The sequence below is a fragment of the Streptomyces sp. DS1-CR2 genome (genome assembly GCF_055760475.1).
The window spans coordinates 2778253-2795005 of record NZ_CM147085.1; the positions used below are offsets into that span (position 1 = coordinate 2778253).

18 protein-coding genes are annotated in these 16753 nt (G+C 69.4%); 9 read left to right on the top strand and 9 right to left on the bottom strand.

Annotated features, from left to right (window positions below):
- Positions 1–62 precede the first annotated feature (62 nt).
- Both ACY0PA_RS13640 and ACY0PA_RS13645 read right to left on the bottom strand, forming a co-directional pair.
- Entirely contained in the window at positions 63–599 is a 537-nt protein-coding gene (locus ACY0PA_RS13640) for an NUDIX domain-containing protein (protein ID WP_473084863.1), read from the bottom strand.
- 1 nt (position 600) lies between these two features.
- Positions 601–1959 carry a tetratricopeptide repeat protein gene (locus ACY0PA_RS13645; RefSeq protein WP_473084864.1) on the bottom strand — a complete coding sequence of 453 codons (1359 nt, stop codon included), beginning with the start codon at positions 1957–1959 and terminating at the stop codon, positions 601–603.
- A 229-nt stretch (positions 1960–2188) separates the two neighbouring features.
- Between ACY0PA_RS13645 and ACY0PA_RS13650 the strand changes: the two genes are divergently transcribed.
- From ACY0PA_RS13650 to ACY0PA_RS13665, 4 genes are all read left to right on the top strand, one after another.
- Positions 2189–2950, top strand: a complete 762-nt coding sequence (locus tag ACY0PA_RS13650; RefSeq protein ID WP_473084865.1) for a hypothetical protein — start codon at positions 2189–2191, stop codon at positions 2948–2950.
- Positions 2951–3023: 73 nt separating this feature from the next.
- Entirely contained in the window at positions 3024–3935 is a 912-nt protein-coding gene (locus tag ACY0PA_RS13655; protein ID WP_473084866.1) for a phosphotransferase family protein, read from the top strand.
- Complete coding sequence (locus ACY0PA_RS13660) at positions 3935–4630, top strand: class I SAM-dependent methyltransferase (protein WP_473084867.1); 696 nt, start codon at positions 3935–3937, stop codon at positions 4628–4630. Before ACY0PA_RS13655 ends, ACY0PA_RS13660 begins: the two co-directional genes overlap by 1 nt.
- A gap of 33 nt (positions 4631–4663) precedes the next feature.
- A complete protein-coding gene (locus ACY0PA_RS13665; protein ID WP_473084868.1) occupies positions 4664–5245 on the top strand; it encodes an HAD domain-containing protein in 582 nt (193 codons plus the stop codon).
- A gap of 56 nt (positions 5246–5301) precedes the next feature.
- Here the strand turns inward: ACY0PA_RS13665 and ACY0PA_RS13670 are convergent, their stop codons facing one another.
- The 4 genes from ACY0PA_RS13670 to ACY0PA_RS13685 form a co-directional block, all read right to left on the bottom strand.
- A complete protein-coding gene (locus ACY0PA_RS13670) occupies positions 5302–6978 on the bottom strand; it encodes a relaxase/mobilization nuclease domain-containing protein (RefSeq protein ID WP_473084869.1) in 1677 nt (558 codons plus the stop codon).
- The gene (locus tag ACY0PA_RS13675; protein ID WP_473084870.1) at positions 6968–7519 is read right to left on the bottom strand and encodes a MobC domain-containing protein; all 552 of its coding nucleotides are present in this window, start codon (positions 7517–7519) and stop codon (positions 6968–6970) included. The genes ACY0PA_RS13670 and ACY0PA_RS13675 overlap by 11 nt, the downstream gene beginning before the upstream one ends.
- 392 nt (positions 7520–7911) lie before the next feature.
- A complete protein-coding gene (locus ACY0PA_RS13680) occupies positions 7912–9090 on the bottom strand; it encodes a DUF3631 domain-containing protein (protein ID WP_473086311.1) in 1179 nt (392 codons plus the stop codon).
- 715 nt (positions 9091–9805) lie between these two features.
- Positions 9806–10033, bottom strand: coding sequence for a helix-turn-helix transcriptional regulator (locus ACY0PA_RS13685; RefSeq protein ID WP_473084871.1), 228 nt, complete (start codon positions 10031–10033; stop codon positions 9806–9808).
- A 414-nt stretch (positions 10034–10447) separates the two neighbouring features.
- On the opposite strand from ACY0PA_RS13685, the gene ACY0PA_RS13690 reads away from it, so the two are divergent.
- Positions 10448–10714, top strand: a complete 267-nt coding sequence (locus tag ACY0PA_RS13690) for a helix-turn-helix domain-containing protein (RefSeq protein ID WP_473084872.1) — start codon at positions 10448–10450, stop codon at positions 10712–10714.
- Positions 10707–11984: a tyrosine-type recombinase/integrase gene (locus ACY0PA_RS13695; RefSeq protein WP_473084873.1), complete on the top strand. Its 1278-nt coding sequence runs from the start codon at positions 10707–10709 to the stop codon at positions 11982–11984. The genes ACY0PA_RS13690 and ACY0PA_RS13695 overlap by 8 nt, the downstream gene beginning before the upstream one ends.
- 16 nt (positions 11985–12000) lie before the next feature.
- Here ACY0PA_RS13695 and ACY0PA_RS13700 read toward each other — a convergent pair whose 3' ends face one another.
- Positions 12001–12276: a hypothetical protein gene (locus ACY0PA_RS13700; protein WP_473084874.1), complete on the bottom strand. Its 276-nt coding sequence runs from the start codon at positions 12274–12276 to the stop codon at positions 12001–12003.
- Positions 12277–12565: 289 nt separating this feature from the next.
- Between ACY0PA_RS13700 and ACY0PA_RS13705 the strand changes: the two genes are divergently transcribed.
- Both ACY0PA_RS13705 and ACY0PA_RS13710 read left to right on the top strand, forming a co-directional pair.
- Positions 12566–13309 (top strand): hypothetical protein, encoded by a 744-nt coding sequence (locus tag ACY0PA_RS13705; RefSeq protein WP_473084875.1) that lies wholly within the window; start codon positions 12566–12568, stop codon positions 13307–13309.
- A complete protein-coding gene (locus tag ACY0PA_RS13710; RefSeq protein ID WP_473084876.1) occupies positions 13310–14011 on the top strand; it encodes a hypothetical protein in 702 nt (233 codons plus the stop codon).
- Positions 14012–14282: 271 nt separating this feature from the next.
- Here ACY0PA_RS13710 and ACY0PA_RS13715 read toward each other — a convergent pair whose 3' ends face one another.
- Together ACY0PA_RS13715 and ACY0PA_RS13720 are read right to left on the bottom strand one after the other, a co-directional pair.
- On the bottom strand, positions 14283–14579 hold the full coding sequence (locus tag ACY0PA_RS13715) for a putative quinol monooxygenase (protein ID WP_473084877.1): 297 nt from the start codon (positions 14577–14579) through the stop codon (positions 14283–14285).
- A gap of 54 nt (positions 14580–14633) precedes the next feature.
- Positions 14634–15689 (bottom strand): aldo/keto reductase, encoded by a 1056-nt coding sequence (locus ACY0PA_RS13720; protein WP_473084878.1) that lies wholly within the window; start codon positions 15687–15689, stop codon positions 14634–14636.
- A 197-nt stretch (positions 15690–15886) separates the two neighbouring features.
- On the opposite strand from ACY0PA_RS13720, the gene ACY0PA_RS13725 reads away from it, so the two are divergent.
- A complete protein-coding gene (locus tag ACY0PA_RS13725) occupies positions 15887–16750 on the top strand; it encodes a helix-turn-helix transcriptional regulator (RefSeq protein WP_473084879.1) in 864 nt (287 codons plus the stop codon).
- The last annotated feature ends 3 nt before the right edge of the window (positions 16751–16753 follow it).

The window sequence follows — 16753 nt, forward strand, 5'->3', positions numbered from 1 at the left end:
TTTCTGAAACCTCAGCGATCGTATGCACGTTCGCCCCGCCGCAGCAGGGGTGCGCACTCCGGCTACTTCCAGCTATCGAGCGAGACTTGAGCGCCTTCGGACAGGTAGCAGTGCAGCGCACTGGCGGTGGTGTCGACGAACTCCTCGGGGATCGAGTCGGCCTCGATCCAACGGACTTGGGCGTGCTTGCCCGGCTCGCGATTCATTGGCTCGCCCGTCCACTCGTGAGCAGCAAAGACGACGGTGAGGAAGCCGTTGGGTGCTTCAACTCCCCATGCGCCGTGGATGATGTGGGCGACCTTGAGGGACTCTGGCTTCACAGTCAGACCGGTCTCCTCGTACAGCTCACGGACCGCGGTCTCTGTGATCGGCTCACCCGGCTCGCTCTTGCCGACCGGCAGGTCCCACATCCCTTGGGCGAACTTGGCGTTCTCGCTGCGTTGGAGGAGGACGACGCGGTTGGTGGCCTTGTCGTGAACGATGACGGCGGCGACCAGCAGGGTCATGGATTCGAGGGCGGGCTTGAGGGCTTTCGGCTGCTGAGCGTCGATTGTCGGCTGAGCCACGATGGTCCCTTCGTCGGCCGGGTTGTTGGGCATGTTAGGCGAGTGCTTCGCGTGCGCGGCGGGCGAGTTCGGCCGCTCCGGGCACTCTGCGTCGCTGATAGACCACGAGGGTCGAGCGGAGTGACGTGATGGCCTTGCGGGTGCGGTCGGAGGTCATGCCCTCCATGAGCCACATGGCCTGGGACCAGGCAGCTACCGCCTCGTCGGCACGGGCCTGCGCCGCGAGGCTGTCGCCGAGGTCGGCGTACGTGAGGGCGTGGACGCGCTTGTACTTCTCGGGATCCCAACGGGTGAGGGCGTCGCGGTGCTGCTGTTCGGTGCCGACGTGGTCAGCGAGGTCAGTCAGGGTGCGGGCGGTGTGGCTGGCCACGGTGCCGGCGGCTGGGCCGCTGACGCGGGAGTAGCTGGGCTGAGGTCCGTCTTCGCGAAGCAGGGCATCTTCGGCGGCGAGGAGGGCTCGGGCAGCCGCGGGCCTCTCGCCAGTGGCCGCGTAAGCACGGGCATGGGTGATGTGGAGCAGGGCCTCGGTCTGTCCGTCGACATACCCGATTCCATTGGCGAGGGCCGCCTCGGCGAGGTCGATGCAGTGGTCTGGCTGCTTGAGGCTGAGCGCCTGGTGGGCGAGAGCGCGCATCATCCAGGCGGCGTGGCCACGTGGGTCGGCTTCGCAGGCGAGCTGGTATCCAACCTGGTAGTACCGCTGAGCGGCACCTTCCTGACCGAGGTCGTGGTGCTTCCAGCCTGCCAGGTAGGCGAGTTCGGCCACCGCGCCGAAGGCAGCTTGGCGTAAGACTTCGGTCGGGAAACGGGCGCGGAGCATGGGCGCTGCTGTGTCGGCGAGGTAGGCGGTCACGGTGGTCAGGCCGTGGCCTCCGCCCAGGCGTTCGTCGGCTGCGCTGAAGGCGGCGGTGATCTGGCGTACCACGTCCACGTCCTCCGCTCCGACGAGCATGCGGCCGGTGCGGGCGCGCAGCATGCGGGCGGTTGCCTCGTGGTCGTACGCGAGGGGCATGGCGACACCGGCGGTGGTGAAGGCGGCGATGGCGAGGAAGCGGCGGCGTTCGACGTCGGCGCGACCGAGGTCGGTTGCGGCGAGGACCGGATCCTGGTCCGGTTCGACGGCCGCGGATTCCGAGGTGGCCAGGCCGATCTCGACCTGAGTGATGTTCCTGTGCGACCGGCGGGAGAGGGCTTCGGCAAGGTACTGGCCGGTCCTTCCGGTGGGCTGGCGGGCTCCGCTTACCCAGTGCGAGATGGCCGACTTGTTGGTCTGCAGCATCTCGCCGTTCTCCGCGGCGACGCGGCGGACGTCTTTGGCCAGGGCCTCGAAGGTGCAGCCGATGGCCTCGATGGTGTCGCGCAGACGGGAGTTGGGCTCTCTGGGCGCTGCCACGATCCCTCCGCTCCCGGGGCTGTAAACCGCGTATACCGCTTGGCCTGCCCTTCACCGTACCCACTGAGCGTGACGAACGGTTCACTAATCATCAGCCGCCCGGAACGGTTCCAGGTCCGACCGTGAATCCAGGCTCCCCACTTGGCCGGGCGGCTCCCAAGTTCCGTACGCCCGCTCCGGGTTCGGCATTCCTGTGCCCGAACCCGGCCGATCAGAGACGGAGAACCCGGTGACCACGATCGACACGGCAACCGCTACGGCCATCACGGTCGAGCTGCCTGAGGCATTCGACGAGCGCTGGAGCCGCCTGCCCGGCATCCAGGTCGAAGGCCGGCGCATCACCATCGACCCGGCCGAGTACTTCTTCCGCTTCGAGTCCAACACCTGGCTCGTCGCCGACTGGGAGCTGGTCAAGTCCCAGCTCCTGGACGTGGGCGAGACCACGCAGTGCGCGGTCGAGCAGCTCGCCCTCGACTTCGTGAGGGCCAACGCCATCTCCACGTCGAACGCAGCCCAGGTCCTGGCCACCGCGTACGAGGTGTACGCGTATCTCTTCCGCAACGAGCACCTCGCGGGTCTCGGGCTGCCGCAGGTCACGGCTGCCCACCTGCGGATGCTGCGCGAGGCGGCCACGCTGATGGCGCTGAACAAGGTCGAGCTGGACGGGCACATCTCGAACGTCGGCCCGTGCTGGTTCTTCCCCGCCGCCACCTCCGTCGTATTCGACCTGGACGACGAGACCGGCGGGATGCTCGACGAGGTCTACCACGGCGGCTGGTTCAACGAGCACCGCCGCATCGAGTCCGTCAAGGCCCACGCCGCCCTCGGCGGAAGGCTCGTGCACGGCTGCCAGTCCGTGCCGGACCAGTCCGGTGGCGTCGTCGCGCCCTACGGTGCCTCGATGGCCAACTTCCGTAACGACCTTGCCCAGTTCAAGGCCGGATGGATCGAGCAGGTCTACGCCCACCGCGTGACCGGGCCCGCCGCGTAACACCCGACCAGGCTCCGGGGCGGGCCGACCATGTTCGCCCGCCCCGGACGCCACCAACCCACGGAGCCCTCTCATGGACGAGAAGCTGACCGCCGAACTCCTCACCCACTTGTGCGCGGTCAAGGGCCTGCCCCTGCCCGAGCGCGCCGAGGTGCGGGTGTGGTCGATGTCCGGCGTCGAACGCGTCACCTTCCCCGACCGGACCACCGCCATCTTCAAGTACGCCATGCAGCCCTTCGACAGCGAAGCCCAAGCCCTGCGCCTGGCCCACACCCTCGGCGTCCCCGTCCCCGAACTGCGCGCGACGGCGATCCTGGACGGCTGCCTCGGCATGCTCCTCGAAGACCTCGGTGCCCCCTCACGCGAGGCGGACGACCTCGACGGCGTCGCTGCGGCCGTGGTCCTCCATGGCACCCGCACCGCGCCGGCCCTGCCTCTTCTCGACGAGGGACGCCTGAGCAGCCTGCCCGCCCGTGCAACTCAGCACCTCGACCAGCTCCACGCGGCCGGCCGCTGGTCGGACACCGCCGACATCGCAGATGCCCTCGACCAGATCGTCAAGGCCGCCGGTCCCCGCGCCACCGGCACCACGCTCGCCCCATTCGGCTGGGTGCACTCCGAGTTCCACCCCACCAGCCTCCACATCGGCGATCACGGCTGGCGTCTGCTCGACTTCGCCCGCGCTTTCACCGGCCCCGGCCTGCTCGACCTCGCCAGTTGGCACGGCACCCTCGACACTCCCGCCCCGGTACGGATGCGGGTCTTCCTCGACCAGTACGTCACCGCCGGCGGCACCCCTGATGCCCTCGCCGAGCGCGGCGGCCTGCCCGCAGAACAGTGGGCGCTCGGGTGGCACCGCATGTGGGCGGTCGAGTGGTTCATGGAGCAATCGATCCGCTGGATCAACGACCCGGCCACCGACCCCGCGTACATCAAGGTCGTACGCCGCCACCTCACCGACGTCCTCCAACTCCTGGAGGTCTGATGTCCCTCGCCCAGGCATCGCCTTGGTACACCCACGCCCTCCAACGCACGGTGCAGGGCCCCGCCGAACCTCTGGCTGTACCCGCGCGGATGGAGTGGACAACGCGCCCCTGTATAGGGCCAGGCGCCGAAATCTTGGGTACGAACCTGCGCGGCACACAGCTGCTCGAACTCGGCTGCGGCCCCGGCCACAACGCCGCCCACCTCGCCACCCGGCATGGCGCCCGAGTCACCGGCCTGGACCTCGTAGGACTCCAGATCCGCCGAGCACGCTCGCACTACGGAAGGCTGAACAACCTCGCCTTCGTCGCCGGCCACGCACTGCACTACCTGCAGGGCTGCGACGAGCAGTTCGACGCCATCTACTCCGTGTTCGGCGCCGTCGGCCTCGTAGCCCCTGAACTGCTGCTGCCCGCCATCGTTCAGCGCCTCAAGCCCGGTCGCACCCTCGCCTTCTCCACCCCGCACCCTCAGCGAGGAGGACGTCACCCGGCCACGGGCGACCGCCCCCGCCGGGAGTACGTCGTTCTGCCCGACCGCACCCGACTGCCCGTCGCCCGCTGGGACTTCAGCGCCGAGCAGTGGCAGCGGCACCTTGCCGACGCTGGCCTATGGCTCACCGCAGCCCACGAGTTCCACGACGCCCGGCTCGGCCACTGGCCCACGACCTTGCTGATCACGGCCCGCAAGCTCTGACGCTGCCGACCGCCACACCTTACGGAGGCACCTATGAACGTGCCCTACCTGCTGCTGGACATCGACGGTGTCCTCATACCTTTCCCCCAAGGCGACGGCAGCGTCCCCGCCACGCACGTCTGCCACGCGGTCGTACCGGACGGCCGGACCTCGGAGGAACCGGTCACCATCTGGCTCAACCCGGAGCACGGGCCCCTGCTCACCACCATGTTCCGGAGCGTTCCCCTCGCCCCGGTCTGGTGCACGAGTTGGCGCCGGGACGCCACCACGCTGATCGGCCCGCTCCTCGGCCTCCCGGCCCTCGCGTACGTCGACCTCCCGCGCCCTAAGATCACGACGCCCCATCCCAACGGCTACCTCTGGAAGCGCGACTACGTCGACGCGTGGCTCGGCGGCGAACCCGCGGTCTGGATCGATGACGACTTCACCGCGCTCGACCACGAGTGGGCCGTGCAGCGCACCGCCGCGGGCTTCCCCACCCTCCTCGTGCAGCCGGATGCGCATCTGGGGCTGCAAGCCGAGCACCTCACTCAGGTGACAGCGTGGGCGAGAGGGCTGAGCGGAGGCATCGCATCGCCTGTGCCAGCGGCCTCGCCTGGGCGCGAAGTCCCGTAGGCATGGCGCAGAAGTTGCCGGGGACTCTCGACGCTCAGGCATGGTGGCGCGTGCAACTATCGGTGCCGACGGCGCTCCTCGTGCGTCGGGCTCATGGCCGGAGAAGAAGGCTGGACAGCCGGAGGCGCCGCTGCCGCGCCCAAGACAGGGCTGGGCTGCCGCGCTGCCCTCGCTCGCTTGTTGGGTTGCGTGGTGATGCGCCAGTTCAGGACCTCGGCTGGACGTTCGGCTGTGTCGAGTTCCCGGCTGGCGGCCACTTCGGCGAGGAGGACGCAGGGTGTATGGCCGGCGGTTTCGGCGCGGGCGAGGGTGGTTGCCAGGGCGGGCCAGGCGGGGTCGGTGAAGATGCGGTCGGCGTGGTCGGGCATGGCCTCGCGTACGGCGGTCTCGAAGCGCTGGATGGTCTGGCGGCGTGGTGCGCGCTGGGCGAGGCCGGCCAGATGGGGTGCGGCGGCCTGCTGGTAGCCGGTCTGGAGATGGCGGAAGGCTTCCTCGGCCGCTGCCGCTTGCTGTTCGTGGCCGCGCTGGGCGTGCCAGTGAGCAGCGGCGCGTGCCAGGTGCAGGGCGGTGAAGACGAGCGCGATGGCGAGGCCGCCGGGGAGGTTGGGTGCGTAGGCGAGTTCCCTGGCGGCCTGGCCGAGCTCGGTTGCGGCTTGTTGGTCGGCGCGGATCGCCGAGCGGCGGGCGCGGTTGAACGCCTTGGCTGCCGCTTGGAGTTCGGCTTGGTGCGGGCCTGGGGTGGCGCGGGCGAGGTTGTGCAGGGCGTCGGCGAAGGCAACCAGCTGTCCCTGGGCGGTGGCGTCGTCGCCCGAATCGAGCGCGGTGAGAACCCCACGTGCAGCGGAGTCCGTGCGACGCCACGGCTCGGCCGGGTCCGCCACCACCTTCGGCCTGTCCGTCACGTCCTGGACGGGGAGGCGTTCGGTCAAGCGGTTGTAGGACAGGTCAGGTGCGAGTTTGGCACCGCCGAAGAAGATGCTGTCGCCAGGGGCAGCCAGGCTGTAGCCGGTCACCTCGCCGCTCTCGGGGCCGATGCGGGTCTTGACCTGGATCCCGAGTGAGGCGAGCACGGTGAAGTAATCGTCGATGCTGTGGACGGCGGCGGCGACCGCGTAGGCGCGTTCGCGCAGCCACTCCCTGGCGGTCACCTCCTGGCCTTGGCGGTCGGCCCTAGCGCGTTCCGCCCCGGTCGGGGTCTTCGCGGCGGTCAGGTCACCGGACTTGAGACGGCGCAACCCGAACTCGGCCTCGATCTTCCGGCATTCCGCCTGCGCGCGCTGCCCGTCGCGGTTCGTTCGCGGGCGGCGGCCGTCGGCGCGGACGGTGGTGGCCACGATGTGGATGTGGTCGTCCGCATGCCGCACCGCGATCCACCGGCAGGCGGTGTCGTCGCCCACCGGGGCGATCCCGGTCGCCGCGACGACCCGGCGGGCGACCTCAGCCCACTCCGTATCGGTCAGGTAGCGGTCACCTGGCGCGGTACGCACCGGACAGTGCCACACGTGCTTCGGCGGCCTCATACCGAGTTCGCGGGTACGCAGGTCGACATGGTGGTCAAGACGCTTGGCCAGCTGGCCGTAGGTGACCGTGGGGTCGCGGCCGGGGTCGGGAGCGCCGGCCATGTCCCAGGCCCCCACGATGTGCGCATCAGTGTGCTCGTCCCGACGTCCGGGGCCGAAGAGGTAGACGAGCAGCCCTTGGGTATCGGAGCCGGTGGAGACATCAGGCACCATGCCAGGCTCCGTCCGCCAGGAGCCGGTCCATCAGCTGATAACTGGCCTGCGCGGCCAGCTCGATGTGGTCGAGTACGGTCTCGGCGCGTTCGGGAATGGCGCCGGAGTGGATGGCCATGGTGATCTGGTTGAGGTTGGTGCCGATCCGGTTCAACGCCCTGGTGTGCGCCTCGACGGCTTCCACGAGCGGGCGGATCGGATCGTCTTCCGGGCTGCCGGCCATATTCGCCTTGCCGAGCGCGACCGCCAGGGCGGCATCGCCGACGAAACCGGCGAACGTCAGGTAGCGCTGCTTGGCTGCCTCGTCGATGAGGCGGACCGCGGTGGGGGTGAAGCGGATCTTCTTCTCTTGGTCGCGCTTCTCGACCGTGCGCTTCCGGTTTAGCCTCGCGGGCAACGCGGGGGCATCTGGCTCACGCCACGACGGCTGCTCAACTGGCCTCGGGGTCTCGGCAGATGACTCGAGCTGCGGGGCGGCGGTGTTCGCGGGCTGCTCGTCGTGTGGGGCCTTGGCGACGGGATCGGTATCGAGTTCGGTCACCCCTTCCTCTGTCTCGGGCGCCCGCTGGCGCCCGGCCGTCGCCCCCTCCTCCGCCTCCCCAGGGGCGGGGGCAAGCGCGGACGAAGCCCCGTTAGGGGCTCGAACGCTCCAGCTTGCTGCTGTTCGTCGGCCCAGGCCGAGCCATCCCCTGCGGCGGGCGGGATGGAGGTCGCTGCTGTCGTTGTCGGGCATCGTGGTGCTCCCATGGCAGGGGTTGGTGCGGTGTCGCATCCGTTGCATGCGTCGCGTGCTTGGTCAGCACAGGTACGGACAGACGGGCAGGTACGGATGCGTCCGTCCCGGTGAGAGAGTCCGTCCCCGCGCTGACCTGCGCGGGGACGGATGCGACGCAGTGATACGGACTACGGCCCAAGTGCGTTACGCGGGTGGGGTCAGAGAGTTCGCTTCCGCCCGGCGGGGCCGCCGGGCGGACCGACAGGCAGCGAGCCCGCCGGCGCGGAGGGCGGATTGCCCTGCGTCGGGCGGGCAGGTGCCGTGCCAGGTGAGGGCTCGGGCTTGACGTCCGTGTCCGCAAGGTCGGGGCAGTGGCGGGCCCAGGCATCCAGGAATCGGTTGCGCAGGTATGCCTTCGCCTGTCGGCCTTGGTCGAAGCGGTAGTTGGCGGGGCGGATGTCGAAGTCCCGCAGCAGGTTGCCCAGGTGGTAGGCGTTCAGCCCCTTGGCGCCGTGCTCCGCCCACGGGGCGTCCGCGTCCTGGATCAGGGCGGCGACCAGGTCTTGGGTGGCAAGGGCCTCGGGGTTGCTCGCCCGCTCGAAGACGCGGTGGATATCGCGCAGCAGCCGTGTCTTGAGGCTGGTCTGCTCGTCCTGGGCCGCCTCGTGCCGGGTCATGGTGAGGCAGGCGGCACGTGACTGGGCGGGCCAGTGCTCGCCGGCCAGGTCGGCGATGATGACCAGCGGCTCCCAGGTGTCCGCTGCCCGGTCCTCCACCGGCATCTGCGGAACCATGCGCGCAGCCGTGCCACGCAGCGGCCCCAGCCAAGCGGCCAGCCGGTCGCGCAGCGCGTTGAGTTCAGGCGCCGCGTACCGCGTGCGGAACGGGGCGACCTTCTCGCCGGGCTTGCGCTTCTGCATCCGCAGCACGACCGACCGGTCTGTGATCGTGTCCGGCAGGTCGCCGATCCCCGCGATCGCGGCCATCGCGAAGGTGGGGAACGGGGTGGGCTTGTGTTCCGGGCCGGAGATCCGCCAGGCGGGCCGGTTGCGCTGGTGGCCGGCGTTCAGCAGGCCGCGCAGGATCTCGCTGTCGCCGCTGGCCTTGGGGCTGAAGATGGTGTCCGCCTCGTCGACCAGCAAGGTGGGCGGGATCTTGCCGATGGTGCGGAAGATGACCGCAGGAGAGGTGTTCACCGTCATCATCGGGTCGTGGACGGTCTCGTAGAGCACGTCCAGAACACGGGACTTGCCGCAACCCTTGGTCGGGCTCATCACCGCCAGGCGGGGCGCGTGCTGCAGGGCGGTCTGGATATGCGTGGCCGCCACCCACAGGGTGACCGCGGTCAGCGCCTCCTCGTTCGGCAGCACCACGTACTTGCCGATCGTCGTCCGCAACTCATCCAGGAGCACCGCTCCCTCACCGGTCAGCGCGCCCGCGTCGTCCTCGGTCCCCGAAGCGCCACCGGAATCAGCAGTGCCGCCCGTCCCGGACCCCGTCCCCGTCCCCGTCCCCGTCCCCGTCCCTGTCCCCGTCCCCGTCCCCGTCCCCGACGGACCATCGGTCCCCATCGCTTCGCCGGTCCCCAGAGACCGTTGGGGACCGGAACCCCCGTCCCCAAACGGTGGCGGTACGTCCCCGCCACCGTCCCCAAGTTCGGTCCCCGCCGCGCTGACCTGCAGATCAGCAGCGAGCGCGGGGACCCGGTCATCGGTTGGGGACCGGTCCCCAATCGCGGCTGCGGATATCCGGTCCCCGACTTCCCGTCCCCTCACGTCGGCTTCGCTTCGGGGACCGTGCTGGTCCCCGTCGGCCGCAATGACCATCTGGCCGGGGACAGCTTGCGCAGTCTGTGCGTCCCCGTGGTCCCCACGGAGCCAGGGGATTCCCTCACCGGGGACGGCGGCCGTGGGCCAGACTGCCCGGTGGGATGCGTCGGCGGCAGAGGCGGACGTAGAGTCCTCCATAGACGTTCCTCTCCGGTGAGGGCAGGTCCGGCAAGACCCGCCCTCACCCGTTCGTTCCTTCAGATATGGGCGATCAGTTGGGGAATCCTCGGCCCTCGGCGGTGGCTCGCCGGGGGCCGCTTCGTTGTCCCCGCCAGGTGCGGAGTCAGACCGTGAGGTCGTACGAGGTCTGCGCGTCCAGCCACGTGTCCACCTCCCGCCACCGGTAGCGCAGGTGCCGACCGACCTTGTGCACGGTCGGACCGGTACGGCGATGACGCCACTGATAGAGCGTCTTCACCGGCACGCCCAGGTAGATCGCAACCTCCTCCGGCGTGGCCAGCGGGACAGGACCCGCACCGCTGGCGGCTGCGGGGCGAGGGGTTCGGGGCATAGGGGCTCCTTCACGGAAGTGGTGGGGTGGACAAGACAGCCACAGGTTTATCGGCGGCGTCCAGCGGCATTGTGCGGAAATTCCACGGCCGCCCCAAACGGCCTGTAGCCGAGTGGAACCAAAACCGTAGACCCGAATCCCCGGTTGCCGAAATCACTCCAAAACCCAGGGGGATCTGTCCGCTTTCCCACCCGAGCACCACCAGTCGCCCGATTCGATCCCACCCTGTGGGACGAAGCCATCACCACCCAGGTCACCAGCCACCCGAAGCACCCTCAGGGAACAGCGGCGCGGGACCATAGCACGAGAATCCGGCTTCACCGAACCGCCGAATTCCCTAACGCCGCCGACTTTTCACAAGTTCTTGAGCAACCCCTTGCCATGGCCGCTGAATTCGAGTTACAGCTATCTGTCATGGCAACCCGACCCATTGAAATAGGCCCCGCCGGAATTCAGGCCGCGCACAATATCGAGCGCCTGCGTCTGCTGCGCGGGCTCTCCCAGCAGGACCTCGCCGAGCGCTGCACCGCCCTCGGCCGCCCCATGACCAACACCGCCCTCAGTCGCACCGAACGCGCTCGACGCCGTTGCGACGTCGACGACCTCGTCACCATCGCCACCGCCCTCGACATCTCGCCGAGCGCTCTGCTCGCGGACTCCTTGGCGGCGCCGCGTGGCTGAGCCGTACGACCGCTGGCACAAGAAGCGGCCGCAGGCCGGCGAGGAGAAGTGCACAGCCCACAACAAGGTCCCTTCCCGCGAACACGGTCGCGGCAAGCGGTGGTTGGCCCGGTGGCGAGACCCCGACGGGCAGCAGCAGAGCGAGAGCTTCGACCGGTACGAGGATGCCCGGCAGCACCTCACCAAGATGCAGGGCAGCGTCGACGACGGCACGTACATCGACCCGAGGAAGGGCGAGGCCCAGCTCAAGGCAGTGGCCGAGCAATGGTTGGAGAACCAGACCTTCGACAACCCTCGGACCTACGCCCAGTACGAATCCCGCGTCCGCAACCACATCATCGGGCCGCTGGGCTCGCTCAAGCTCCGCCAGATCAAGGCGTCCACCGTGCAGACCTGGATCAAGCGACGGCTGCAGGTGCTGGACGAGACGACGGTCGGGCTGGTCTTCACGCACCTGTCGTCGATATTGGCCATGGCCGTGGACGACGACCTGATCGCCAAGAACCCTTGCGAGACGGGGTCGGTGAAGCGCGTGAAGCCGAGGCGGTCAAAGAAGGCAGCGAAGGACGTGCCGCTGTCCTGGGAACAGACGAACGCGGTGCGCCAGCACCTGCCCGACCGCTACCAAGCCACGGTCGACTGCGGCCGGGGGCTCGGCATGCGGCAGGGCGAGATCTTCGGCTTCAGCCCCGAGGATGTCAACTGGCTGCAGAAGGACAAGGTCGTCCACATCCGCCGTCAGATCACACACGACCGCGGCACGCTGGTCTTCGCCCCGCCGAAGGGCGGCACGGAAGACGACCCCAAGGACCGCTTCGTACCGGTCGGCGATGCGCTGGCCGCACTGCTCACCGAGCACATGCGCAAGCACCCGCCGGTCGAGGTCACCTTGCCGTGGATGACCAAGGACGGTGAGCCGATGACCGTGCGTCTGGTGTTTACCACGCGGGAGCACAATCCGCTGAACAAGAACTACTTCAACTACCTCTGGAAGGCCGCCCTAGAGGCGATCGGCACGATAAAGGCCCTCAACGACAAGCCCGTTGGCAAGGGCCGCAAGTGGGAGGAGTGCCGCGACAAGATGATGCATGCTCTGCGGCACCTCTTCGCTTCCGAGGCGATCAACGAGGGTGTGGATGTCTACACCCTCGCCGACCTGCTCGGCCACGAAGATCCCGCGTTCACCCTGCGTCGGTACGTCCACCGCGTGACGGGCGCCGTCGAGAAGGCCCGCAAGGCGATCGGCCAGCGCTACCGGCCAGCCGCCTGACAAAGGCTCGCACCCATCACTCGCCTTCGAACAGCTCAGGCCGCCACTGCTCGATGTCCGCGTCCAGCTTCCCTTCGCGCATGTCCTGGAGGGCCGCCGCGTAGCCGATCTCGATGGCGCGTGAAAACGCCTCAAGGACCGCCGTCGGTGCGTAGAGGTAGCCGCTGCCCGAGTGGAGGTTGGCGGCAGCTTCGGATCCCGCACGGACGTCCTCGTCACGCACGGTGGCTAAGTGAAGGTCGTTGATGGCCTGCACGAAGCCGTCGAGCTGTTCCTGCGGTGTGTCGGTCATGAGGGACTAGATGCGCCGCCAGGGTGCGATCGAAACCCCGCTCCGCCGCCCCTCCCTCGCAATGCGCACTGTCTATACACCGCCCACTCGCAGACCATACGTCGCCGCAGTTCAGAGCCGTTGCACACCTCCAATTCGACCTCTGGCGGACCCGGCCGGTCACGTGACCGGTCGCCCGGAGACAGCGAGCTGCAGTCCGCGTGCGGATATATCAGGCGACCGGCCGGAGTGGGGCGGCGTAGCATCACCGCAGATCAGACAGGTCGAATACACATATTGCGGGGCACGCATGGGCGGGGACGACGGAACCGGGGTGGCGGCCGCCGTACGGCTGGGTGAAGGGGTGGCGTTGGGCGAGGTACTCGATGTCCGTGATCCTGACTCGTGGCTCAGCCTCGATCTCGGCGTGCGGGATCTCGGCTGGTCGCAGCGCGAGTTGTTGCCCACACGGACCGAGGTCATCGACGGGCAGACGAGTTGGGGTCTCAAGGGATTCGCCGTTCGACGGCAGGGCCGGGAGCTCGACGACGCCCGGCTCGCCTTGGCGCTGTGCCACCCTGACGGGCGGGTTCGAGAGGCGGCCGTGGGCAAGGCAGCGGGACGGCCCGCGCTGTTGCCGCTCGTCGTCGTCCGATGTGCCGACTGGGCGGCTCCGGTGCGCGAGCGAGCCCGCAAGGTGCTGCGGGCCGGGCTCGACGGCGCGGATGCCACAGGGCTCGCGACGCTGGTGCTGAAGGCTGGGCGCCGGGACCGCGGGGAGTTCGCGGTCGGACTGCTGCGCGAGCTACTGTGCCAGGCGCCGCACGGGCGGCTCGTGCCTCTGCTCACCGACCGGGACCGTGACGTGCGCAGGTTCGCCCATCGCATCGCCGTGGCCGAACGCCGACTGTCCCCCGCCGAGATGGCCCGTACCGCCGCCCGCGACAACGACACGGTCGTCCAGAAACTGTGCGCCGACGTCGCGCTCGCAGGAGCATCGGAAGCCGACTACGACGAAGTGCTCGTGCCGCTGCTCGGCTCCCGTAATCCATGAGTGCGGTCGGCCAGTGTGACCGGGCTGCGGCGGGCTGGGCAGGCAGGCCGAGCACAGGAGTTCCTGGTCGACCGCTCGTCGCTGGTGCGAGCCTGCGCGCGCTATGTCGTACGACAGAAAGAAATCGATCCGCTTCCGCTGTACCGGGACTGGTGCATGCGCGCCGGCGAGGTGCCGCCGGGGGCGCCGGCTGGGCTCGGCGAGTGCGGAGTACGCGCCGATGCCGAGCTGCTGTGGCCGCTGGTCACGCACCCTGTGGGTGCGGTCCGGGTGGGCGCGGTGGTGGGGCTGCGCGCCCTGGACGCGGTGGAGGCAGAACGTCTGCGCGCGCTCCTCGACGATCCGGCACCGGCCGTCGCACGCGAGGCTGCGACTGCGCTCGCCCCGTCAGCAGGCAACCTGGATACCGACTGGCTGCTCGATCGGCTCGCACCGGACCGGCCCCGTCACACCCGGCTCGCCGCGTTCCGGCTGCTCGACGTACAGGGCGGAGTGATCCAACTGCGTTCTGCAGTCGCCCTGTTGAACGACTCGGACGACAAGCTGCGCCGCTGGTCCGAGCAGTCCGTCCAGCGCTGGCAGCCGTCGGCGAACGTGCCGCTCGGGGACGCAGAGGTGGCCGATCTCCTCGGCCGGTGCGATCACCTTTTCAGCACGTACGTGATGAACCGTCTCAAGCGAGAGGCAGGAATCAGGAGTTGACCGTACGACAGGTCCTCGGCAACCAGCCCTTCGACGGGACGGGGGGCGATCACCTGTCCGAACAAGCCGCCGATCAGCAGCGTGCACCCGGTGTGCACCCAGGCCCCATCGGAGGCTGGTCTATGCAGGTCAGAGCATTCCTCTAGCTCTACTTCGACATCTAAGAACGCCGCAGGTCTGAGCGGGTTTCCGCTCTCCTGGGACGTCTGTGGGCCGTCGGCCGTGTTCTTCCGGGTTCGGAAGGCGCGGCCGACGGCCTTTTCCGTGGGTGTCAGCCGGCGGGAGCGGTGATCAGCTTGCGGATGGTCATCGGCCTGGCGAGGACGCTCTCCAGTACTTGTTCCACGTGACGGAAGTGAGCGGTGGTGAAGTGCTCGGCGAGGGCCTGCGGGCCCGTCCATTCCTCGACGATCACCATGCGGGCGCAGTTGTTGGGATCGGTATAGGGGCAGTAGGCGAGGCAGCCGGGTTCTTCCAGGGACGGCTCGATCATCGCCTCCAGGGCGGTGCGGAGCCGGTCCTCCTGGCCGGGAGCGGCCAGGCACTCGGCGACGACGGTGAGGGACATGCCGACGTGATCTCCTTACGCGGCGGCGGACGGCGGACGGCGGACGGCGGACTGTTACGGGCGGGCGGGACCCGTGCCCGCGCCGGACAGCGTGATGGCGGTGGCGATCTCCTCCAGGTCGGCGGGTGTCAGTTCCACCGACCCCGCTCCGATCCAGCCGTCGACCTGACCGGACTTGCGGGCACCGACGATGGCTCCGGTGATGCCGGGCCAGGCAAGGGCCCACGCGAGGGCCACTTCGGCGACGGTGGCACCGTGCCGCTCGGCTACCGGACGCAGTGCGTCCGCCAGGTGGAGGTTGGCGGCCAGGCCGGTGGTGAAGTCCTGGTGGGCGGCTCGCCAGTCGTCCGCGGGCAGGTTCGCGACGCGCTCGGCGGAGAAGGCGCCGGTGAGCAGCCCGGACTGCAGCGGGGAGTAGACGATCACGCCCGTGTCGTGGGCGTGCGCCCAGGCGATCTCGGCCGAGGCGGAGCGGTTGATCGCGGAGAACGGCGGCTGGATGACGTCGACATGGGCGATCTGTTCAGCGGCCTCCAGCTGCTCCGCCGAGTGGTTGGACAAGCCGATCGCCCGGACCTTGCCCTCGGCCTTCAGATCAGCCATGACCTGCCAGTACTCCTCCAGCGGGGTGGCGTTCGGGGAGACGGCGCCGTGGCCGTCGCCCGCGTACTCCAGCGATTCACCGGTGTCGGGGTAGTGCACCTGGTACAGGTCGATGTGCTCGACGCCGAGCCGGCGCAGCGAGTCCTCGAGCTCGCGGCGGACGCTGGCGGGCTTCATGATCCGGCGGGGCGCCGCCTGCGGGTTGTCCGGGTCCCAGACCAGGCCGGCCTTCGTGAAGAGGTACGGGCGGTCGGCCTCGGAAAGGTGAGCGACGGCCTTGCCGACCAGCTCCTCGGAGTGGCCGAGACCGTAGACGGCCGCGGTGTCGATCCAGTTGACGCCCGAGTCGATCGCGTGGCGGATCGCGGCGACCGACTCGGCGTCGTCGGTGTCGCCCCAGCTGAAGCGCCAGCCGGATCCGGACACCGCCCAGGAGCCGAACCCGAGACGGGTGATGTGCATGCCGGTGCTGCCGAGGCTGCGGGTCGGGAGGTGAGTGGCGGTCATGGCGAAGTGCTCCCGTAGGTAGGGGTGTCGGGGCTTGGGGCGCCAGGGGCGCCTTGCGGGCCGGAGCCGTTCGAACCGTTCCGGTGCACATCACTCTGGTCGCCTGTCGGCGGCCCACCCAGTGGCAGCCCGTGCCTGGGCACGGCATGACCAGGCTGGAACGGCGACACGGGGAGCGGGGTGGGGATACTTGCCGCATGGCACTGGACAGACGCGCAGAACTGGGCGAGTTCCTCCGATCCCGCCGGGCCCGGTTGCGGCCCGAGGAGCTGGGGCTTGTGGACTACGGCGGCCAGCGGCGCGTTCCCGGTCTGCGCAGGGAGGAGCTGGCCCGGCTGGCCGGGGTGAGCGTGGACCACTACGTCCGCCTGGAGCAGGGACGCACCCTGCACTTCTCCGAGGCGGTGCTGGACGCGGTCGCCCGGGCACTGCGCCTGAACACGGTGGAGCACGAGCATCTGTACCGGCTGGCGCGGCCGTGGTCGGACCCGGACCGCCCGGAGGGGGCGCCGAAATCGCAGGAGGTGCGGCCTGGGCTGCGCCGGCTCCTCGACTCGGCGGCCGACGTGCCGGCGTACGTCGTCGGGCGGAACACCGACGTCCTGGCCTGGAACCGGCTGGCGGCCGCGCTCATCACGGACTTCGGCGCGCTGCCGCCGCGTCAGCGGAACCTGGCCCGCCTGGTGTTTCTGGACGAGGGGATACGCAACCTGTACGCCGACTGGCGCGGCAAGGCGAGCGACGTGGCCGCCTACCTCCGGCTCGACGCGGGACGCCACCCGGACGACCCGCACACGGCTGCGCTGCTCGACGAACTCTCCGCCGCCAGCCCGGAGTTCCGGGAAGCATGGGCGGAGCACGGGCTCAAGGACAAGACCCACGGACGGTACGTCTACCGGCACCCGGTGGTCGGCGAGCTGGACCTCGGGTTCGAAACGCTGCGGCTCCCCGACGACGCGGACCAGGCACTGGTCGCCCACACGGTGGAGGAAGGATCACCGTCTCAGACCGCGCTGACCTTGCTGGCATCGTGGGCCCAGGAGAGTCTGCCGGCGAGGTAGGGC